Below are 18,983 nucleotides of genomic sequence, written 5' to 3'. Positions count from 1 at the left end.
GCTGCCGTACTGCTCCGCGGCTCTGAGAGACTCGGGCCCATGAACTCCTCCGGTCCCTGGACCCGTGCCGCCGCCGCTGCCGGCCTGCTCGTGGGCGGGCAGGCCCGTCCCACCGTGTTCGCGCAGATGTCGGCGAAGGCCGCCGCCCACGACGCGCTGAACCTCGGGCAGGGCTATCCCGACGACGACCCGCCCGCCCTGGTCGCCGAGGCGGCGATCGACGCGATCCGGCGCGGCCGCAACCAGTACCCGCCGGGTGCGGGCGAGGCGGAGCTGCGCGAGGCCGTGGCCGAGCATCAGGCCGGCTGGTACGGACTGCGCTGGGACCCTGCCACGGAGGTGCTGGTCACGACCGGGGCGACGGAGGCGCTGGCCGCGACGATCCTGGCGCTGGTCGAGCCGGGCGACGAGGTGATCACGCTCGAGCCGTTCTACGACCAGTACGCGGCGCTGATCGCGCTCGCGGGCGGCGTGCACCGCACCGTCCCGATCACCTCCCGGCCGGGCTCCGCCACAGGCACCGGCTCGGCGGCCGACGACGGGGACCTGGTGCTGGACGTGGACCGGGACGCGCTGCGCGCGGCGTTCTCCGAGCACACCCGCCTGGTGCTGGTGAACACCCCGCACAACCCCACCGGTCTGATGCTGTGGGTGGAGGCGCTGCAGGCGATCGTCGAGGAGGCGGAGCGGCACGATGCGCTGATCGTCACCGACGAGGTCTACGAGCACCTCACCTTCGGCCCCGCCCATCTGCCGCCGGCGACGCTGCCCGGGGCGCAGGACCGCACGATCTCGATCTCCTCGGCGGGCAAGACCTTCGCCGTGACCGGGTGGAAGATCGGCTGGATCACGGCGCGGCCCGAGCTGATCACGGCGATCACCGGGGTCAAGCAGTGGCTGACCTACGCCTCGGGCGCTCCCTTCCAGCCCGCGGTCGCCGCCGGGCTGCGGATGGATCCGACGGTCTTCCACGATCTCGCCGCCGACCTGCGCGCTCGGCGCGACCTGCTCACCGACGGTCTGCGCCGGATCGGCTTCCGGGTGAGCGTGCCGGAGGCCGGATACTTCACCGTCGCCGACGCGGGCCCGCTCGGCGAGAGCGACGCCCGCGCCCTGGCCGAGCGCCTCCCCGAGGAGGCCGGGGTGGTCGCGATCCCGCTGTCGGCCTTCTACCGCGACGGCGAGGCGGGCGACGCCTCCTCGCACCTGCGGCTCGCCTTCTGCAAGTCGCGCGCGACGATCGAGCAGGCGCTGGAGCGGCTCGAGAGCTGGGCGGCGCCCCGCCGCTGAGCGGGTCCCGTCGCTGGACTGCCGACGGACGCTGCAGCCGACTCCCTCGGACGACCGGAGGGCCGGTCCCCGCCCCACCGGCATCAGCGCCCGCGGCTCGCCCCGCAGCGCAGTGTGCGCGGCCCCTCACGGACGACGGCCCGCCGGCTTCCGGTGCGCTCCGGAAGCCGGCGGGCCGTCATGGTGGCGGGCTCGGCCTCAGGCGGCCTTGACCCAGACGTCCTCAGCGCTGAAGTTCAGCAGCGGGGAGACGGCGAAGTGGCCGTTCTTCGCCTGGTCGGCCGGGATCAGGATGCCGATCTCCCACTCCCCGGTGCCGCCGTCGTGGAGGGTGCCCACGTCGAGCCAGCTCTTCGGCGTCACGGAGCCGGCGTCGCTGTAGGAGTTCCCTCCCTCGGTCACGTAGTCGACCATGAGGGAGAAGCCGGGCTCCGACGTGCCGTCTCCGTGGTAGGTCATCGACACCGGCACGAGGATGTAGGTCTCGCCCTCCCCGGGCTCCTCGTTGAACTCGTTGGCACCCATGACCTCGTCGGTCGCGTCCCAGTTCACGTCACCGATGGTGACGTCGAGGGTCCCGCCCTCGCCGTCCTCGACGGTGAACTTCTCGCCGATCGCGTAGGGGGCGTCCTTGGTGCCCTTGCCGTCGGCGGCGGCCTCGGTCGCCTCCTCCGAGGTGGCCTCCTCGTTCGTCGCCTCCTCGGAGGTCTCCTCCTCGGTCGGCTCCTCGGAGGTCTCCTCGCCGTCCTCGGTGGTGGCCTGCTCCGAGGTGGTCCGGTCGTCCGTGGGCTCCCCGCCGTCGCGGGTGAACAGGAAGATGCCGCCGCCGACGAGGAGCACGATCAGGGCCAGCACCGCACAGCCCGCGCAGACGATCAGCGGGGTCTTCGAGGACTTCTTCGGCGGTTCGGCGTGCTGGGCGTAGGGCTGCTGGCCGTCGGCCCCGAAGGCGGGCGCGGCGGACGGCGCCTGACCCCAGCCCTGCGGATCCTGGCCGTAGCCGGAGTTCGGGGAGGGCTGCCCGTAGGCACCGCTCGGCGAGCCCTGGCCGTACCCCTGCTGCCCGTACCCCTCCTCGCCGTAGCCCTGCTGCTGGCCATAGGGCTGCGGGCCCTGCCCGTAGCCGCCGTTCGCGGACTGCTGGCCGTGCTGGTCGTCGGACGGGGGCTGACCCCACGGGTTCTGCGGTGGCTGCGACATGGTCCGTTCCGGCGCCGACTGCGGCGCCGACCCCTCTCTGCTGACGGGACGTGCTCTGCACGAACCCGCGCGGGTCCGTCCGCGTCATCGTAGAGCGCGTCCAGGCGCCGTTCAGCTCTCCCCATGTCGCAGTCCGGTCACGATGCTCCGCGCACGAGAACGGGGGCGGCGCCGCGCGTCTCCGCGCGACGGCCGCCCCCGTCAGGACCGGGCTCAGCGCCCCGCGGTGAACCGCTCCCCGTGGAAGGCGCTGCCGGTGGTGCGCTCGGAGGCGCCGGAGGCGTCGAGATAGGGGGTGATCCCGCCGCGGTGGCGGGGGAAGCCCGCGCCGAGGATCAGCGCGAGGTCCACCTGCTCGGGCTGCTCGACCACACCCTCCTCGATCATCAGCTGGATCTCCTCGGCCAGGCCGGCCCGCACCTTCTCCAGCAGCGCCTCGCCGACCAGCGGCTCGATGCCGGCGGGGCGCTCGCCCTCGCCGAAGACCTGCGCGACCGTCGGGGAGACCGGCGGGTGCACGGAGGTGCGGCTGCGCTCGGTGAAGTGGACGCCGCCCTGCGCCATGACGCCGAGCCCTGGCGAGGCGTGGAAGCGGTCGCCGAGCTCCTCGAGCAGCACCTGGCCCACGTGGTCGGCGACGCCGAGCCCCACCAGGTCCAGCAGCTCGAAGGGGCGCATCGGCATGCCGAGCGCGTCGAGGGAGGCGTCGACCTCCACCGGGTCCGCGCCGGCGTCGAGGGAGGCGAGCACCCCGCCGAGCACGCGGAAGAGCAGTCGGTTGACGATGAAGCCGGGCGCGTCGGCGCTGCGCACCGCGAACTTCCGCAGGCGGCGCACCACCTCGAGACCGGTGGCGAGGGTCTGCTCATCGGTCTTCTCGGTGTGGATCACCTCGACCAGCGGCATCTTCGCGACGGGGTTGAAGAAGTGCAGGCCGACGACCCGCTCGGGGCGGGCCAGGTCCTCGGCCATCTTCGACACGGAGAGCGAGGAGGTGTTGGTGACCAGCAGCGCGTCCTCGGCGAGGACGCCCTCGAGCTCGGCGAAGACGGACTTCTTGATCGTCAGCACCTCCGGCACCGCCTCGATCACGAGGTCGCAGCCGGCGAGCTCCTGCAGGTCGGTGGTGGCGGAGAGGTTCTCGGCGATCGCGGTCGCGGTCTGCTCGTCGAGATGACCGCGGGCGGCGGTCTGGGCGATCACGTCGCGGGCGGCGGCCAGGCCCTTCTCGGCGATGGTCTCGTCGAGGTCGCGCATCACGACGGGGACCTGCAGGCCGAGCGCGAGCTGCGCCGCGATCTGGGAGGCCATCAGCCCGGCGCCGGCGACGCCGACGCGCGTGGTCTCCCGCGCGCCCTCGACCGGGGTGCGGCCGGGCTTGCCGCGGCGCAGCAGCTCGGCGGAGTAGAGGGACGCGGAGGCGGCATCGCTGCGGACGAGCTCGGCGAGCGCGTCACCCTCGCGGGTCAGGGCGTCCTCGAGGGTGGAGCCGGGCAGCTGCTGTAGCAGGATCAGGGCTCGGCCGACGGCGGGGGCGCCCTGCGCCTCGAGGCGCTGCGCCCAGGCGCGGCGGGTCTCGGCGGGGCTGTGCGGGGCGTCGAGCGCGTCCAGCAGCTCCTCGGCCTCGGGCGAGTCGGCGGCGGGCAGGGCCGGGGCGCGGCCGCCCCAGGCGCCGGCCGCTCCGGCCGGGGCGGTCTCGCCGACGACGGCGGGGTCGACCACGTCGGTGTCGGTCTCGTCGACGTCGACGTGGGCGGCGACCAGGGCGGCGAACTGCTCGAGGGCCTCGTCGAGGTCGGCGGCGATCTCGTCGACGAGCCCGGCCTCCTGGGCCTTCTCGGCGGTGAGCTGGCGGTCGCGGGCGGGGTCCTCGAGGATCATCCGCACGGCGGTCTCCGCGCCGACGACGGACTGCAGCAGCGTGGTGCCGCCCCAGCCGGGGAGGATGCCGAGGCTGGTCTCGGGCAGGCCGATGCCGCGCACGCCGGGGGCGGCGGTGCGCACGTCGGCCATGAGCGCGACTTCGAGGCCGCCGCCGAGGGCGACGCCGTTCAGGTGGGCGAGGATCGGGACGGGGCTGGTGCGCACGCGGACCTGCAGGTCGTGGGCGGCGCGGGTCATCGCGCGGACGTTCTCGGCGGCGGTGGGGTCGGCGAACATCGACAGGTCGGCGCCGGCGAGGAAGGTGCGGCCGGTGCCGGTCAGGGCGATTGCGCGGATCTCCCCGGCCTCGGCACGGTCGAGCGCGGCGGCGATCGCGCCGGTGACGGCGTCGATGGAACGGGGGCCGAGGGTCGCGGGGCGGCGCTCCTCGCCCTCCGGCGGGGCGAAGGTCAGAACGGCCACGGTGCCGAGTCCGGGATGCTCGCGATCCTCCGTGACGACTCGGGTGACGTGCTCGGTGTAGCTGCTCATCAGGGGCCTTTCGCGTTCTCGTCGTCGAGTGCCGCACAGTTGTCTGATACTGCGGGTTTCAGGTAGATCATGCCCCAGGTCGGGGCCGGGTGTCCACCGGGGCCGCTCCGTCCGACCGCCTCAGCTCGCACGGATCCAGATGCCCTCCTGGACATCGCCCGCGCGCGGGGTGAGCACGAAGTGCCCCTCCCCCCGGATCCCCTCGGGGACCACGAAGGCCTGCTGGGAGAGGATCTCGTCCGTCGGCACGGCGGTCTCCTTCTGCGAGATCTCGTCGTAGAGCGGGGTGGCCTGGGCGCCGTTCTTGTACTCGGTGCCGTCGGCGGCCACGTAGGTGACGTCGACCCAGTGACCGCCGTAGGTGGCGAAGGGCTTCTCCCCGCGATGGACCCCCTCGAAGGTGACCATGATGTTCTTCATCCCCTCGGCGGGCTCGTCGTTGAGGGAGTTCGTCTCCCGGATCTCCTCGGTCGCGTCCCAGTCCACGGCGGTGATCCGCACGTCGACGCGGCCGCTGTCCTCGGTCGGCTCGAAGGGGACGACGGCGTCGTGCGCCACCGCCTCGTCGGGGCCGACGGGGGCCTCGGCGAGGACCTCGCCGCCCTCGGGGACGGTCTGCTCCGTCGCGACCTCCTCCTCGCCCGGGAAGGGCGGCTCCTGCAGCGCCCGGATCCCGAAGAAGCCGCCGACGCCGAGCAGCAGTCCCGCGATCACCGAGACGGCGGCGACCGCGACGTAGAAGGAGGTGCGGGGGCGGTGTTCGGGCAGCGGCTGGGTGGGCGGCGTGGGCTGCATGTCGACCCCTCCTGCGGCGCGCCGCTCCGCGGTCGTCGCCGCCCCTCCCCCGGTGCGGTGCGCTGCCCCTGCGCGGGGCACCCTCACGCTAGCGCACGCGGCCTGCTTCCTCCGTCCCGCGCCCCTCCGGTCCGCAAGCCCCCGGCTCGCGGCCGACGCGCCGGCGCCCGGGCGCCGGCGACCACCAGCCGACGGCGCGCTCAGGTGGTCGCGAAGTAGAGGACCTCTCCGCTGAACGTCTCGACCCCGAGCCGGAAGCTCTCCACCTCCGCCTCGGGCACCACGAAGGCGCTGTGGAAGCGGGCACTGGCCCCGTCGGCGAGCGGGGTGATGCGCTTCATCGGGTCCGGGACGAGGCCTTCGCCGACGTCCGGGAAGTAGGTGCGCGAGGACTCGCCGGTCAGCCACAGCTCCTCGGCGGGCGCGAGGTGCCCGGTCCCGTCGTAGCGCACCTCGTACTCGACCAGGACCAGGCGATAGCCCTCCTGGATGGCGCCCTCGCCGTTCGCACCGGGCAGGGTCGCGTCGAGGTCGACCGCCAGCGGGGTGACGCTGAGCGTCCCGCCGGTCCAGACGCTCCAGGCGACGGTGTGCTCGCCGACGGTCGCGGGCCGGTCGTAGCCGCCGGTGCCGTCGGTGACCTCGCGCCCGTCCGCGTCGAGGACGGTGCCGGGCTCGCGCGGCTGCTCGGTCTGCGCGGGCGGCGCGGAGCGGGTGGCGGGCGCGGAGGACGGCGCGGCCGACGGATCCGCCGCACCGCCGCCGAGCAGGTTCTGCCCGGCGCCGAGCACGAGGGCGACGATCGCGACGGCGGCCGCGCCCTGCACGGCGACCATGGCGAGGATCACCCAGGCGGGCAGGCGGCCGTCGCGGCGCTCCTCGTCGGGCGTCCCCTCCAGGGCGTCGTAGGTGAAGGACGGCGCGCCGTAGGGGCCCTCGGCGGGGGTGTCGAAGAGGCCGTCGGGGATGCCGGAGGGCTCCTCGGAGGCCGCGCCGGTCGCGTCGGCCTCGGCCCCCGCTGACCAGGCGGGGACGTCGGCCGTGAGGTCGCGCGAGGGGACGGCACGCGCGCCCCGGCGGGGAAGCGCGGGCAGGGCGGCGGGGTCGGCGGGGGTGCGCGCGGACGGGTCGGAGGCGTCCGGCGCGTCGGCGCCGTCCTCCCAGTCGTAGTCGGAGGGCGTCCCCCGTCCCGTGCTCATGCATCGAGCCTAGAGGACGGGCACGACGGAGCGGCGGGGGTCGCGGGCCCTTGCCGACGACGGCGCGGCAGGCTCAGCCGAGCCAGGCGGTGACCAGCGCGTACGCACCGATCGAGAGGAGCAGGATGATCCCGATCAGCACCAGCGCGACGGCCCTCGGGGCGGGTCGGCGGGGTGCGCGGGGGTCGGGGTCCGGGGTGCTGGGGTCCTGGGCGTTCGGCACGTGCCGTGCTCCTTCCGGGGCTGGTCGGGGCCCGGCGGGGCGGGCACGGCCACGGTAGTCGACCTCCCGGGGACCGGGCTGGACGACGAACCTCGCGCCGACCGCCGACTGCGCCGCGCGGCGCCCGAGCTGCCACGCCACTCGCCCCGCCCCCGGACGGCATCGGCCGCCGGTCAGGGAGGCGCGCTAGCGTCGTGCGCGTACCGGCCGGTCACCGCCGCGCCCGCGGCCCGAGAGCCGACGGGCGCGGACGCACCCGGCCCCGCAACGTCACGAGGAGTGCTCCATGACCTCTGCTCCGACCGCATCCCTGACCCGTCTGCCCCGCACCGACCTCGAGGTGCTCCCCCTGAACCTCGGCGGGAACACCTTCGGCTGGACCTCGGACCGCGAGACGTCCTTCGCCGTGCTGGACGCCTTCGTCGCCGCCGGCGGCAGCTTCATCGACACCGCCGACGCCTACGCCGCCTGGGCCGAGGGCAGCGAGGGCGGCGACTCCGAGACGGTGCTCGGCGAATGGTTCGAGGCGCGCGGGAATCGCGAGGAGATCGTGCTGGCCACCAAGGTCGGCGCGAAGCCGTCGCGCACGGGCCTGTCGGCCGCGAACGTCGAGGCGGCGCTGGACGAGTCGCTAGAGCGGCTGCGCACCGACCGCATCGACCTCTACTATGCCCACTACGACGACGAGGAGGTCTCGATCGAGGAGCAGGTGCGGATCGCCGACGGCCTGGTCCGCTCCGGCAGGGTGCACCACCTGGGCCTGTCGAACTTCTCGCCGGAGCGCATGCGGGAGTGGTTCGAGGTCGCGACCCGCGAGGGCCTCACCGTGCCGGTCGCGATCCAGCCGCACTACAACCTGCTGGCCCGCGCCGCGTACGAGAAGGACTACGCCCCGATCGCACGCGAGTTCGACGCGGCCGTCATGCCCTACTTCTCCCTCGCCTCCGGCCTGCTGACCGGCAAGTACCGCACGAAGGAGGACCTCGAGGGCCGCGCCCGCAAGGGCATGGTCGAGGACAATCTCACCGAGGACGCCCTGGCCGTGGTGGACGTGCTCACCGAGGTCGCCGCGACGCACGACGCGGAGCCGGCGTCCGTCGCGATCGCCTGGCTGCTGGCCAAGGGCACGACCGCCCCGATCGCCTCGGCGAGCACGCCCGAGCAGCTGCCGGCCCTCCTCGCAGGCACGGCTCTCGAGCTCTCCGCTCAGGACGTCGCCGCCCTGGACGAGGCCTCGGCGCCCTTCGCCTGAGCACCGCCGGCGGCCCGGCGGTCTCAGGTCAGGCGGGCAGCTTCGTGGCGAGCACGACGTAGTTGCCGTAGCCGGGCTGCAGCGTGCCGTACCAGCTGCCGTCGCCGCCGCCGTCGGGGGTGCCGACGATCTCGCACAGCGCGTGCCGGCCGCCGTCGCGCAGCTCGCATCGCACGTCGAGCTCCTCGGGCAGCGGACCCTCGGGACTGTCGGCCATCATCACCGCGGTGACCATGGCGCCCTCGACCTCCTCCAGCGTGACCTCGCTCGGCACCGCCGCGCTCAGGCCGCCGATGCCCTGCGGGGCCTCGGCGACGGCGAGGCCGTCCGTGACGCCGACCTCGACGAGCAGCGAGGTCGCGCCGAACGCCGCAGGGACGAGGTGGACGACAGCGGTCTGCTCGCCCATGCCCCGGCCGTCGTCGGGCAGGACGCAGTCGGCGGTGTCGCCGGCGAGGGTCGCCGCGCCCTCGCAGGTCGCTCCGCTGCTCGCGAAGTACTCCTGGCCGGCGATGTCGGAGGCCTCCAGGGACGTGGCCCCGCGGTGCTCGCCGTAGAGGTTCTGCACGACGAGATACCCGCCGCCGAGGGGAAGGCTCTCGGCCGAGTAGGTGCCGGCCCACGAGGCGGGCAGGTCCGCCGCGGACGGGCCCGGGGCGTCCTCGCCCTGGTAGTCGCCTCCCTGGCCCTGCTCGTCGCCGCTCTGGCCATCGCCGTCCTGGCCCTGGCCGCCCTCACCTTGCTCACCCCCGGTCGTCACGATGCCGGAGGCGTTCCCTGCCGCGTCGTCCGCCGCCGCGCCGTCCTGCTCCGGCGCGGCCGGGGCCGGGATCGCGACCGCGGCCGGCTCCGGGCCCTCGGCGTCGGCCGCCTCGGGCACGGCCGTCCCGCAGCCCGCCAGCAGCGCACCGGCGGCGAGCAGCGCCGCGAGGGACGCCCCTCCGCGCAGCCTCGTGCCGCGGCGAGCCCCTCGTGCCCCGGTGTCCCCCGACACCGCCGCACCCACCCCTGCTGTCCTCGACGTCACTGTCCTCGACATCCCGACCTCCCCTGGGGGTTCCCCGTCGCCGCGCGCTCCGCAGCGGCCGTCCGGGTCGCGGTCGCGAGGACCGCTCGCCGATGACTTTACGACCTCTTTACCTCAATGACAACTCGCCTTTTCTCACGAAGCGGTGGGCATCGTCCTCGTCGGCCGCGCCCCCATCACCCCCGAGCCCCGCCGGCCCCCGCCGTTCACGCGGAGTGACAGAGCTGCGCGCCGATGCCCCGTCGGGAGTAGCGTGGCCCGGTCACGCCCGCTCCGCCGCACGAGGACACCGCATGCCGCTGGACGAACAGCCCCACGTCGGGAGCGCCGACGCCCCCTCGGGCGCGGAGCATCCGGTGCTCGACAACCCCGCCTGGTCCTCGCTCACCGGCGCCCACCGCGAGCTCGCGATCGGCAACGAGCACGTGCTTCGCTATCCGGAGGACGTCTCCCCCTTCGTGGGCGTGCGCGACTGGGAGCACCCCGACGTATGGGACGCGATCCTCGACGTGTTCGGGCACGATGCCGTGGTCTCCGTCTCCCACGCCGATCCGCTGCTGCCGGCCGGCTGGGCGCCGGAGTTCCAGATCCCGGGCGTGCAGCTCGTCCAGACCGACCGCCTCGCCCCGCGCCCCGAGCCGGAGGCGGTCGAGCTCGGAGCGGCCGACACCGACGAGATGCTCGCCCTGATCGCGCAGACCAGGCCCGGGCCCTTCGAGGCGCGCACCCACGAGATGGGCCGTTACGTGGGGATCCGACGGGACGGGCAGCTGATCGCGATGGCCGGCGAGCGCCTCCACCCCGAGGGCTGGACCGAGATCAGCGCGGTCGCGGTCCATCCCGAGCACCGCCGGCAGGGCCTCGCCTCCCGCCTCGTGCTCGACGTCGCCCACTACATCCAGCGCCGCGGGGACCGGGCACTGCTGCACGCCTCCGCCGCGAACACCGCCGCGATCGCCGGCTACGAGAAGCTCGGCTTCACGCTGCGGCGCCGCCTCACCTTCGGGGCGCTGCGCACGCCCTGAGCGGCGCCCTGCTCCTTCCGCGCTCCTTGCCGTCGTCATCGCCTTCGCCGTCTGGACCCAGCTGCGCCACTGGGGAGGGGGACGCTCAACACGCCGTCGGTCGCCCCGGCACGGCTCGCCGTCGCGATCGTCGGCGCCTCGACGGTGCTGCTGCTGTCGGCCTTCGCAGACGCCGCCGCCCCGGGCCGCGTCTGAGCTCTCCCCGGCCTGAAGGAGCGCGAGTCGGTACCGTCGTGCCATGACCGAGAGCGCGTTGTGGCCCGAGCCCCTGCAGGACGTCGACCGCAGCGACGAGGACCTGCGGGCCTGGGTCGCCGAGCGGATCCACCGCCTGGACGCCGACGGGCGCCGCAGCGCCGACACCCACCTGGTGCGCCTGGATCTGCCCGAGGACTGGGACATCCAGCTCTACCTCAAGGACGAGACGACCCACTCCTCCGGCAGCCTCAAGCACCGCCTGGCCCGCTCGCTGTTCCTGTTCGCCCTGGTCAACGGACAACTGCGACCGGGGATGCCGGTGATCGAGGCGTCGTCGGGCTCGACCGCCGTGAGCGAGGCCCACGTGGCGCGGATGCTCGACATCCCCTTCGTGGCCGTGGTCCCGCGCGGCACGAGCGCGCGAAAGATCGCGCTGATCGAGTTCGCCGGCGGGCAGTGCCACGTCGTGGACGGCGCGGCGGACATGAGCCGGGAGGCGCAGCGCCTGGCCGACGAGCTCGGCGGGCTCTTCCTGGACCAGTTCACCCACGCCGAGCGCGCCACCGACTGGCGGGGCAACAACTCCATCGCCGTCAGCGCCCTCGCCCAGCTCGAGCTCGAGCCGCATCCGGTGCCTCGCTGGATCGTGGTCGGCGCCGGCACCGGCGGGACCAGCGCGACCTTCGGTCGCCTGCTGCGCTACCGATCCCTGCCCACTTCGCTCTGCGTCGCGGACGTGGAGAACTCCGCGTTCTTCCCCGGATGGGTGCAGGAGGATCGGCATCTCACCACTGGGTCCGGCTCGCGGATCGAGGGCATCGGCCGCCCGCAGGTCGAGCCGAGCTTCGTGCCCGGAGTCGTGGACCGGATGATCCGGGTGCCGGATGCCGCCTCCGTCGCCGCGGCGCGCCACCTCTCGGAGGTGCTCGGCAGGCGCGTCGGCGCCTCGACCGGCACGAACCTCATCGCCGCTGCGCAGCTGATCACGCAGATGCGCGAGGCGGGCGAGACCGGCTCGGTGCTGACGCTGCTGTGCGATCCGGGCGACCGCTACACCGACACCTACTTCGACGACGACTGGGTCGCCGCGCAGGGCTGGGACCTCGCGCGCTGGCGCACGGCGCTCGCGGAGATGCTGCCGCTCGGGGTGCGCTGACACCCGGCCCACCCCGCCCGCGGAGGGCCAGGGCGCACTCAGCTCCAGGCACCCTGCAGCCACCGCCCCCAGCCCCAAGCCCGCAGCCCGCAGCCCGCAGCCCGCAGCCCGCAGAGCATGGTCGACTACTGGCGCAGGGCGTACCTCTATGCCTATATAGGCATAGAGGTACGCCAGACGCCCGTGACCGACCATGCCACCGACGGTGCCGGGCCTCGGATCGGGGGAACCGGACCCGGCAGCGCTCGGGATGCCGCGGCGGGAGGCTCAGCGCCCGGGCAGCTCGAGCGCCCACGCCTCGGCGAGCGCCCCGCGCACGCGGACCCGATCGCCGTCTGCCGGGTAGAAGCGCAGAGTGCACGGGGAAACCGCGTCCGGGAGGTGCTCGAGGAGGCTCGCGTCGAGGAACAGCGTCGCGGGTCCGTCATCGGCCGAGAGAACCTCGCGCGCAGTGCCGTCGGCTCCGAGGATCTCGACCGTGACGGCCCCGCGAGTGCGCACCTCGGCCCGCGCGGGAGTCTCGAGCAGGAGCTCGACAGTGCCGCCGGCCCCGGTGGCCCCGGGCACGTCGACGTCGTCCGCCGCCTCCAGGGGCAGCGCCTCGGCCCGCAGCGCGCGCAGCTCCGGGACCGGCGCGCTGCGCAGCTCCTCCCCGTCGAGCCGCAGCTCCCGCGGGAAGGTCAGCGCTCCGGCCCAGCCCTGGGCGTCGGTCTGCTCCTGGCTGCGCTGCTGCCCCTCCCATGACCAGCCCCACAGCAGCACCCGGCCGCCCTCGGCGTCGACGACGGCCTGGGGTGCGTAGAAGTCGGGACCGATGTCGACCTGCCCCCCGGCGGTCGGAGCGAAGCGCGGCGCGCCGTCCGGGCCGTCGACGAGGTCCCCCACCAGGTAGTCGACCTGGAGGGTGGAGCGCTCGTGGGTGGAAGGGTGCCCCCAGCGGGACAGCAGCAGCACCCAGCGCCCGCCGACGGGCACGAGCTGCGGGCACTCCCAGAGATCGGCGGGCGAGTGCTCGGCGGCGACAGGGTCGTCCCCGTGCAGCAGCGTGCCGACGAGCTCCCAGTTCTCGAGGTCCTCGCACGAGTACAGCAGCAGCGTCGGCACGAAGCGACCGCCCTCGCGCACCCCCGCGCCTTGGATCCCCCAGCGCTTCCCGCCGTAGGTGAACACGAAGGGGTCGCGGATCCCGATCAGTCCGGGCACCTCGGGCACCTCGGCGGCGACCACGCCGGTGCGGACCAGCTCGGTGCCGCTCTCATCGAGGCGGGTGACGAGCACGCGGGCGAGCTGGTTCTCGATCCCGTCGACCCCGGAGTAGACGAGTGTGGGCACGGCGGGAGCACCGGGCTCGCCTGCGACGGGTCCGGCGGACAGCTCGGCATCCTCGGCGGCGCTCGCGTCGGGCGCGTGGTCGAGGAGTCCGACGCCGCTCCAGCAGCCGTCCTGGTCGGCCTCTCCCGGGCGGGGCACGGGGCCCAGCGGCTCCTCGCGCCAGCTCACCAGATCCGAGGAGGACATGTGCCCCCAGTGGATGTGCTCGTGGCGGGTGGACGCGGGGTTGTACTGGAAGAACACGTGCCAACGGCCGTCGGCGGTGCGGTGGATGCCGTTGGGGTCGTTGATCCAGCCGAGAGGGTGGACGCGGTGGAGGGCCGGGAAGCCGAGGTCGAGCGTGGCGGTCATCGTGATGCTGCTCCTGGTGACGTGGGGGCGGGGACGGTGGGCAGGGGTCATTTCGAGGACCCGGCGGTGAGGCCCTCGCGGAGGTAGCGCTGGCCGAAGAGGAACACCACCACGGCGGGCACCATCGAGAGGATCACTCCCGCCAGCACGACCGAGATCGAACCCGTGCCGAGGTTGCCCTGGAGGGTCACGAGGCCGAGCGGCAGGGTGTAGTTCTGCTCGGAGATCATGAAGATCAGCGGGCGGAAGAACTCGTTCCAGTGGTAGTTGAAGGCGAGGACGCCCACGATCGCCATGCCGGACAGCGCCAGCGGCGCGTAGATCGAGAAAAAGGTGCGCCAGGGGCTCGCGCCGTCGAGCGCCGCGGCCTCTCCCAGCTCGAGCGGGAGCCCCAGGAAGTACTGGCGCATCAGGAAGGTCCCGAAGGCGGTGGGGATCGCGGGGAGGATCAGCGCGAGCAGCGTGTCGGAGAGCCCCATGCCGCGGATGATCATGAACACCGGCACGATCGTGACCTGCACCGGGACCATCATCGTCGACAGCACGATCGCGAACAGGGCGTTCTTGCCGCGGAACTCCATGCGGGCGAAGACGTATCCCGCCATCGCGGCGGTGAGCATCTGCCCGATCGCGACGACCCCGGTGACCAGGGCGCTGTTGAGCACCAGCAGCGGCACCGCGATCTGCTCGAACACCGCGGTGTAGCTCGAGAAGTCCGGTGACGTGGGGAAGAAGCTCGGGGGGAGGCTGAAGGACTCCGCGGCGGGCCGGAGCGAGGTGGTGAACGTCCACCACACCGGACCGAGCGTGAGCACGGCGGCGACGAACAGGGCGGAGTACTTGGCGAGGGCGGGCAGGCGGCGTGTCATCGGGGGTCCTTCCGGACGGGGACAGGGGCGCTCGCGACGGCGGGAGCGCGGCTCACTGATAGAAGACGAAGCGTCGGGCGAGGCGGAACTGGGCGGCGGTGACGAGCATGATCAGGACCATGAGGACCAGGCCGATCGCGCTGGCACGCCCGAACTCGAGCTCGCGGAAGGCGCTCTCGTAGATGACCATCACGACCGTGCGGGTGGAGTCCCCGGGCCCGCCGCGCGTGAGCACGTAGGGCTGGTCGAAGACCTGCAGCGCGGAGATGATCGCCATCACCGAGGCGACCAGCACGGTGGGACTCACCAGCGGCAGGGTGAGATGGCGGAACTGGCGCCAGCCGGTAGCCCCGTCGATGGAGCCGGCCTCGTAGATCTCGGTGGGAATCGAGCTCAGGCCGCCGATGAAGAGCAGGAACGAGAAGCCGAAGTTCTGCCACACGTACACCGCGATCACCACGACCATGGCCCACTGCGGGCTGGTCAGCCAGGGCACGGCCGGGATCCCCACCAGCGAGAGCAGCCAGTTGATGACGCCGTAGCTCTCGTTGAACAGGTACTTCATGAGGATCGAGACGCTCGCCGCGGACAGCACGAGGGGGAAGAAGAAGGTCGAGCGGAAGAACACCCGCAGCCACGGAGGCATCCGGGAGCTGACCAGCACCGCGAGCAGCATCGCGATGACGAGCTGGGCGGCGACCGCGACGACCACGAACACGGCGGTGTTCAGGAAGGAGATGCCGACGGTGCGGTCGGTGGCGAGGTCGGCGAAGTTCTCCAGCCCCACGAACTGCGGGGAGGTGATGATGTCCCAGCGGAAGAAGGCGAGAGCGAGCGAGCCGACGATCGGCAGCACCACGAAGATGCCGATGCCGAGCATCGTCGGGGCGAGGAAGAGCCAGCGCAGCAGGGCGCTGTCGCGATCGGCGGTCATGAGGGGTCCTCCTCGGAGAAGACGGCGAGCAGGTCGGCGTCCAGATCCGCGAGCGACCGCGCGACCTGCTCAGGACCGCCGGACAGCGCGGTGGAGACATTGCGGATGAGCGCCGTCTCGACGGCGGCCTGCTGCGGCGGGGCGGGGATCGGTCCGGTGGACGGGAAGCGGTCGAGGGTCTCGTAGAAGCGTGACCAGTGCTCCGGGCCGATGCCGGTGTACAGGGAGTCGTTCACCATCGAGCGCCGGGTCGGAGTGGTCGAGGGGGTCGGGAAGGCGAGCTCCATCGCCTCCTTCGAGGCGGTGTACTTGATCCACTCCCAGGCCTGGTCCGGCTTGTCGGTGGTCTTCATGACCGCGTATCCGGCGCCTCCGAACTGGTGACGCTGGGTCTTCCAGCGCGGGAAGAACTGCACGTCGTACTGCTCGGGACGCATGCCGCCCTCGGCGAGCCCCTGCACCCAGTAGCCGCCCGCGGGAGTGGTGCCGATGCGACCGGAGGCGAACAAGCCGACGAGGGTGTTGCCGCCGCCCTCCTCGGGACGCACGGCGAGGCCCTCGCCGACGAGGCCGCGCAGGTGCTCGAAGCTCTCGTGGACGCGGTCGTCGGTCGCGTTGGAGCCGGTCCAGAGATAACCGCCGGAGCGCTGCTCGCCGGGATAGAAGGTGGACCAGAAGTCCTCGCCGCCGCTCGCCCGCTCCTCGATCAGGAAGGAGGTGTCGTTGACGTAGAGCCAGGGCACGATCCCGCCGAAGAGACGATTGGTCCAGTAGTACGGGGTGGCGTCGCCCTTCATGCCGCGCAGCAGCTCGGTGAAGTCGTCCTTCGTCCAGTCCTCCCCCGGCATCTCGAGGCCATTGCGCTCGAGGACGTCGAGGTTGAGGTACATGTTCGCGGCGTTGAAGTCGAGCGGGAGCTGGTAGAGGGAGCCCTTGTACATGAACGCCTCGATGAGGCTGGGGTGGACGTCCTCGAAGTAGTCCTTCATCTCCTCGGCGTCGCGCAGGAGGTAGTCGTCCAGCGGCAGCGCGAGGCGTTCGGCGAAGAGCTGCGCCCCCTCTGTGGCGGTGTAGACGATGTCGGGCTGGGTGCCGGAGGCGACCATCGTGAGGATCTTCGCGAAGAAGTCGCCCCAGTCGGTGGCCTGCACCGACTGGATCAGCACGGGGATGTCGGGATGGGTCTCCATGAAGCCGTCCGCGATCGCCTGACGCCCGGCCGCGTCCTGCGAGGTACCGAGGATCAGGATCGTCAGGGCGTCCTGGCCGCGGCCGGGGATGTCGGCGCCGGTGAGGCGGGGCCAGGCGGCGACGGTGCCGGAGAGGGCTGCCGCGCCGCCGGCGCCGAGGAGGGCGCGGCGGGTGAGGGTGGAGGGGCTGGCCATGCGGTCCTCTTCGTCGAGAGTCGGGACGGTCGAAGCGGGTCGAGGGAGGAGGTGCGCGTCGATGCGGCTGTCCGGCGTCCTCGCCGACTCACCGCTTGCACACGTGTCGAAGTCGCCCGGAACCAGTATGCGGCGCAGCTTTCACACGTGTCAACCCTGATTCCGCGGCAGCGCCCGGAACCCATGACGCGGGCCGGTTCGCCCAGCCCGAGACCAGCCCGGTCCCGGAGCCGGCCCAGACCCGGGCGGAGCACCACCGGTCCTGCCTCGACCAGCCCTCGCAGCGGACGTCGAGCGAGGTCAGCGCCCCCGAGCCATCCCCACCGACTCCCGCTCGACGAGCGGGCAGTCGACGACCACGAGACCCGCGTCGTCGCCCGCCGCCTCGCCCTCCAGTCGCGCGAACAGCGCAGCCATCGCCCGGCGCCCCATCTCCTCGTGGGGCAGGGCGATCGTCGTGAGCTTCGGAACGAGCCGCTCGGCGAAGAAGTCCTCGTCATCGAAGCCGATCACCGAGAGATCCCCTGGAACGGCGATGCCCGCCGCGGCCGCGGCCTGGAGCACCCCGGCAGCGACCCGGTCACGGATGCAGAACACTCCCGTCGGCGGGTCCTCCCCCGCGAACAGCCGGGCGGCGGCCCGGTAGCCGTCGTCGATCTGCCACCCCGCCTTCACCATCCGCGGTTCGAGGCCTGCGTCCGCCAGCTCGTCACGAAAGCCGGCCTCGCGCTCGAGAACGGCCACGGAGCGATCGTCGCCGGAGAGCATGGCGATCCGCCGATGACCGGCCTCGACCAGGCGACGAGCAGCACGTCGAGCGCCGCCGTAGTCGTCGGGCACGAAGGTGGGCGGCAGCTCGGCACCCTCGCCGCGCTCGTCCGCCCCGGGCGGCACAGGTTCGTGGTTCGCCAGCACCAGCGGGATCCCCGGCGGCACGACGGGGAGAGGGCCCCTCATGCGGCCCATGGTCGCGTAGAGCAGTCCGTCCACCTGGCGCTCGGCAAGGAGGCGGGCGGCATCCTCGACGGTGTGGTCGCGCAGCGAGAGGTCCACGGTGATCACGAGGTGATCGTGCCGGGCGGCGACCATCGAGGCGGCGCGCGCCATACGGCCGGCGAAGGGCGAGGTCGCGATCTCGTCGGTGATGAGACCGATCGTGCGCGAGCGACGCTCCTTGAGGGAGATCGCGAGGGCCGAGCGGGTGTAGCCGAGCTCGGCGGCGGCGGCGAGCACGCGCTGCTGGGTGGCCACGGCGACCGTCCCCTCCACACGTCCGTTGAGCACCATCGAGACGGTGGCCCGCGAGACACCCGCACGCGCCGCGACGTCGGCGGAGGTGGGGCGGCGGGACGAGGAGCTCACAGCTCGTAGGGTACGCGGCTCCTCCGACCGGCGGCGGGCCGGGATCCGTAGCTCCTTCCCCGCGTTCCCGGTTAGTCGTCCTGTGCCCGCCCGGCCGCTCACACCACCGCGGTCATCCCGCCGTCGACGTGGAGGGTCTGGCCGTTGACGAAGCGGCTCGCGTCGGAGGCGAGGAACACCAGCGGGCCGACGAGGTCCTCGACGTCGCCCCAGTGCCCGTCGGGAGTGCGGCGGGTGACCCAGGCGGAGAACTCCTCGTCCTCGACCAGCGCCTTCGTGAGCTCGGTGGCGAAGTAGCCGGGGGCGAGGGTGTTGACCTGGATGCCGTGCGGGGCGAGGTCCGCCGCGAGCCCCTTGGTCAACATCGCGATCCCGCCCTTGGTCGCGCTGTAGGCGGCGATCGAGGGGCGGGCGAGCTGGGACTGGACCGAGCCGATCTGCACGATCTTCCCGCTGCCGCGCGCGATCATGCCGCGGGCGACGCGGCGGGCGCAGTAGAAGGCGGCGGAGAGGTTCGTGGCCAGCAGCGCATCCCAGTCCTCGTCGGCGAACTCCGCGATCGGCGCCCGACGCTGGATACCGGCGTTGTTGACCAGCACGTCCGGGGTGCCGTGCGCGGCCTCGATCTCGGTCAGCGCCGCGTCGACGGCGGCGGGATCGGTGACGTCGAAGCCGGCCGAGAGGACCTCCGGCACCTCGCCGGCCCCGCCCGTCGCCTCGGCGCCCACGCCGGTCCCGTCGGCGGCGGTCGTCCCGTCGGCCGCGCCCGCGCGCTCCGCGGCGACGGCTGCGGCGATCTCCTCGGCCGCGGCAGCAGCGCGTCCCGCGTCCCGGCCGTGCACGATCACGCGGGCCCCTGCCCGGACGAGGCCGGTGGCGAGCGCGCGGCCGATGCCGCGGGTGGAGCCGGTGACCAGGGCGGTGCGGCCGGTGAGGTCGAACAGGTCGGACACGATGTCTCTCCTTCGTG

At 73.2% G+C, this 18,983-nt stretch carries 16 protein-coding genes; 4 read left to right on the top strand and 12 right to left on the bottom strand.

Features of this window, described 5'->3' with window-relative positions; all coding sequences use genetic code 11:
* Positions 1 to 39: 39 nt before the first annotated feature.
* Complete coding sequence (locus DEU31_RS01410) at positions 40 to 1,290, top strand: aminotransferase class I/II-fold pyridoxal phosphate-dependent enzyme (RefSeq protein ID WP_133675221.1); 1,251 nt, start codon at positions 40 to 42, stop codon at positions 1,288 to 1,290.
* A 198-nt stretch (positions 1,291 to 1,488) separates the two neighbouring features.
* On the opposite strand, the gene DEU31_RS01405 is transcribed toward DEU31_RS01410, so the two are convergent.
* The 5 genes from DEU31_RS01405 to DEU31_RS16675 all read right to left on the bottom strand — a co-directional run bounded on the left by DEU31_RS01405 (position 1,489) and on the right by DEU31_RS16675 (position 7,122).
* Entirely contained in the window at positions 1,489 to 2,490 is a 1,002-nt protein-coding gene (locus DEU31_RS01405) for a hypothetical protein (RefSeq protein ID WP_133675219.1), read from the bottom strand.
* 213 nt (positions 2,491 to 2,703) lie between these two features.
* On the bottom strand, positions 2,704 to 4,905 hold the full coding sequence (locus tag DEU31_RS01400) for a 3-hydroxyacyl-CoA dehydrogenase NAD-binding domain-containing protein (protein WP_133675217.1): 2,202 nt from the start codon (positions 4,903 to 4,905) through the stop codon (positions 2,704 to 2,706).
* Between the two features lie 120 nt (positions 4,906 to 5,025).
* Positions 5,026 to 5,700: a hypothetical protein gene (locus DEU31_RS01395; protein WP_133675215.1), complete on the bottom strand. Its 675-nt coding sequence runs from the start codon at positions 5,698 to 5,700 to the stop codon at positions 5,026 to 5,028.
* A 200-nt stretch (positions 5,701 to 5,900) separates the two neighbouring features.
* Positions 5,901 to 6,899: a hypothetical protein gene (locus tag DEU31_RS01390; RefSeq protein WP_133675213.1), complete on the bottom strand. Its 999-nt coding sequence runs from the start codon at positions 6,897 to 6,899 to the stop codon at positions 5,901 to 5,903.
* Between the two features lie 73 nt (positions 6,900 to 6,972).
* Positions 6,973 to 7,122 carry a hypothetical protein gene (locus DEU31_RS16675; protein WP_166649340.1) on the bottom strand — a complete coding sequence of 50 codons (150 nt, stop codon included), beginning with the start codon at positions 7,120 to 7,122 and terminating at the stop codon, positions 6,973 to 6,975.
* Between the two features lie 286 nt (positions 7,123 to 7,408).
* Between DEU31_RS16675 and DEU31_RS01385 the strand changes: the two genes are divergently transcribed.
* Positions 7,409 to 8,374, top strand: a complete 966-nt coding sequence (locus tag DEU31_RS01385; RefSeq protein ID WP_010549178.1) for an aldo/keto reductase — start codon at positions 7,409 to 7,411, stop codon at positions 8,372 to 8,374.
* Positions 8,375 to 8,402: 28 nt separating this feature from the next.
* On the opposite strand, the gene DEU31_RS01380 is transcribed toward DEU31_RS01385, so the two are convergent.
* On the bottom strand, positions 8,403 to 9,380 hold the full coding sequence (locus DEU31_RS01380; RefSeq protein ID WP_133675211.1) for a hypothetical protein: 978 nt from the start codon (positions 9,378 to 9,380) through the stop codon (positions 8,403 to 8,405).
* Positions 9,381 to 9,694: 314 nt separating this feature from the next.
* On the opposite strand from DEU31_RS01380, the gene DEU31_RS01375 reads away from it, so the two are divergent.
* Together DEU31_RS01375 and DEU31_RS01370 are read left to right on the top strand one after the other, a co-directional pair.
* Positions 9,695 to 10,426 carry a GNAT family N-acetyltransferase gene (locus DEU31_RS01375; RefSeq protein ID WP_010549176.1) on the top strand — a complete coding sequence of 244 codons (732 nt, stop codon included), beginning with the start codon at positions 9,695 to 9,697 and terminating at the stop codon, positions 10,424 to 10,426.
* Positions 10,427 to 10,664: 238 nt separating this feature from the next.
* Positions 10,665 to 11,780, top strand: coding sequence for a PLP-dependent cysteine synthase family protein (locus tag DEU31_RS01370; protein ID WP_133675209.1), 1,116 nt, complete (start codon positions 10,665 to 10,667; stop codon positions 11,778 to 11,780).
* A gap of 267 nt (positions 11,781 to 12,047) precedes the next feature.
* Here the strand turns inward: DEU31_RS01370 and DEU31_RS01365 are convergent, their stop codons facing one another.
* From DEU31_RS01365 to DEU31_RS01340, 6 genes are all read right to left on the bottom strand, one after another.
* Complete coding sequence (locus DEU31_RS01365; protein ID WP_133675207.1) at positions 12,048 to 13,463, bottom strand: glycoside hydrolase family 32 protein; 1,416 nt, start codon at positions 13,461 to 13,463, stop codon at positions 12,048 to 12,050.
* Positions 13,464 to 13,510: 47 nt separating this feature from the next.
* Positions 13,511 to 14,332: a carbohydrate ABC transporter permease gene (locus DEU31_RS01360; protein WP_010549173.1), complete on the bottom strand. Its 822-nt coding sequence runs from the start codon at positions 14,330 to 14,332 to the stop codon at positions 13,511 to 13,513.
* Between the two features lie 52 nt (positions 14,333 to 14,384).
* Positions 14,385 to 15,266, bottom strand: coding sequence for a sugar ABC transporter permease (locus DEU31_RS01355; RefSeq protein ID WP_053915932.1), 882 nt, complete (start codon positions 15,264 to 15,266; stop codon positions 14,385 to 14,387).
* Complete coding sequence (locus DEU31_RS01350; protein ID WP_133675205.1) at positions 15,263 to 16,651, bottom strand: extracellular solute-binding protein; 1,389 nt, start codon at positions 16,649 to 16,651, stop codon at positions 15,263 to 15,265. Before DEU31_RS01350 ends, DEU31_RS01355 begins: the two co-directional genes overlap by 4 nt.
* A gap of 300 nt (positions 16,652 to 16,951) precedes the next feature.
* Positions 16,952 to 18,013, bottom strand: coding sequence for a LacI family DNA-binding transcriptional regulator (locus DEU31_RS01345; protein ID WP_133675203.1), 1,062 nt, complete (start codon positions 18,011 to 18,013; stop codon positions 16,952 to 16,954).
* A gap of 98 nt (positions 18,014 to 18,111) precedes the next feature.
* Complete coding sequence (locus tag DEU31_RS01340; protein ID WP_010549169.1) at positions 18,112 to 18,966, bottom strand: SDR family oxidoreductase; 855 nt, start codon at positions 18,964 to 18,966, stop codon at positions 18,112 to 18,114.
* Between the last annotated feature and the right edge of the window lie 17 nt (positions 18,967 to 18,983).

The sequence above is a fragment of the Brachybacterium sp. AG952 genome (genome assembly GCF_004362645.1).
Lineage (GTDB): Bacteria > Actinomycetota > Actinomycetes > Actinomycetales > Dermabacteraceae > Brachybacterium > Brachybacterium conglomeratum.
Note: the sequence above shows the minus strand (reverse complement) of the source record. Positions and strands in the feature narration are given on the sequence as shown.

Excerpts from the sequence above, each read along its gene's own strand:
- DEU31_RS01405 (WP_133675219.1), bottom strand. The coding sequence starts at position 2,490 with ATGTCGCAGCCACCGCAGAACCCGTGGGGTCAGCCCCCGTCCGACGAC.
- DEU31_RS01350 (WP_133675205.1), bottom strand. The coding sequence starts at position 16,651 with ATGGCCAGCCCCTCCACCCTCACCCGCCGCGCCCTCCTCGGCGCCGGC.
- DEU31_RS01365 (WP_133675207.1), bottom strand. The coding sequence starts at position 13,463 with ATGACCGCCACGCTCGACCTCGGCTTCCCGGCCCTCCACCGCGTCCAC.
- DEU31_RS01355 (WP_053915932.1), bottom strand. The coding sequence starts at position 15,266 with ATGACCGCCGATCGCGACAGCGCCCTGCTGCGCTGGCTCTTCCTCGCC.
- DEU31_RS01390 (WP_133675213.1), bottom strand. The coding sequence starts at position 6,899 with ATGAGCACGGGACGGGGGACGCCCTCCGACTACGACTGGGAGGACGGC.
- DEU31_RS01360 (WP_010549173.1), bottom strand. The coding sequence starts at position 14,332 with ATGACACGCCGCCTGCCCGCCCTCGCCAAGTACTCCGCCCTGTTCGTC.
- DEU31_RS01385 (WP_010549178.1), top strand. The coding sequence starts at position 7,409 with ATGACCTCTGCTCCGACCGCATCCCTGACCCGTCTGCCCCGCACCGAC.
- DEU31_RS01375 (WP_010549176.1), top strand. The coding sequence starts at position 9,695 with ATGCCGCTGGACGAACAGCCCCACGTCGGGAGCGCCGACGCCCCCTCG.
- DEU31_RS01370 (WP_133675209.1), top strand. The coding sequence starts at position 10,665 with ATGACCGAGAGCGCGTTGTGGCCCGAGCCCCTGCAGGACGTCGACCGC.
- DEU31_RS01410 (WP_133675221.1), top strand. The coding sequence starts at position 40 with ATGAACTCCTCCGGTCCCTGGACCCGTGCCGCCGCCGCTGCCGGCCTG.
- DEU31_RS01395 (WP_133675215.1), bottom strand. The coding sequence starts at position 5,700 with ATGCAGCCCACGCCGCCCACCCAGCCGCTGCCCGAACACCGCCCCCGC.
- DEU31_RS01400 (WP_133675217.1), bottom strand. The coding sequence starts at position 4,905 with ATGAGCAGCTACACCGAGCACGTCACCCGAGTCGTCACGGAGGATCGC.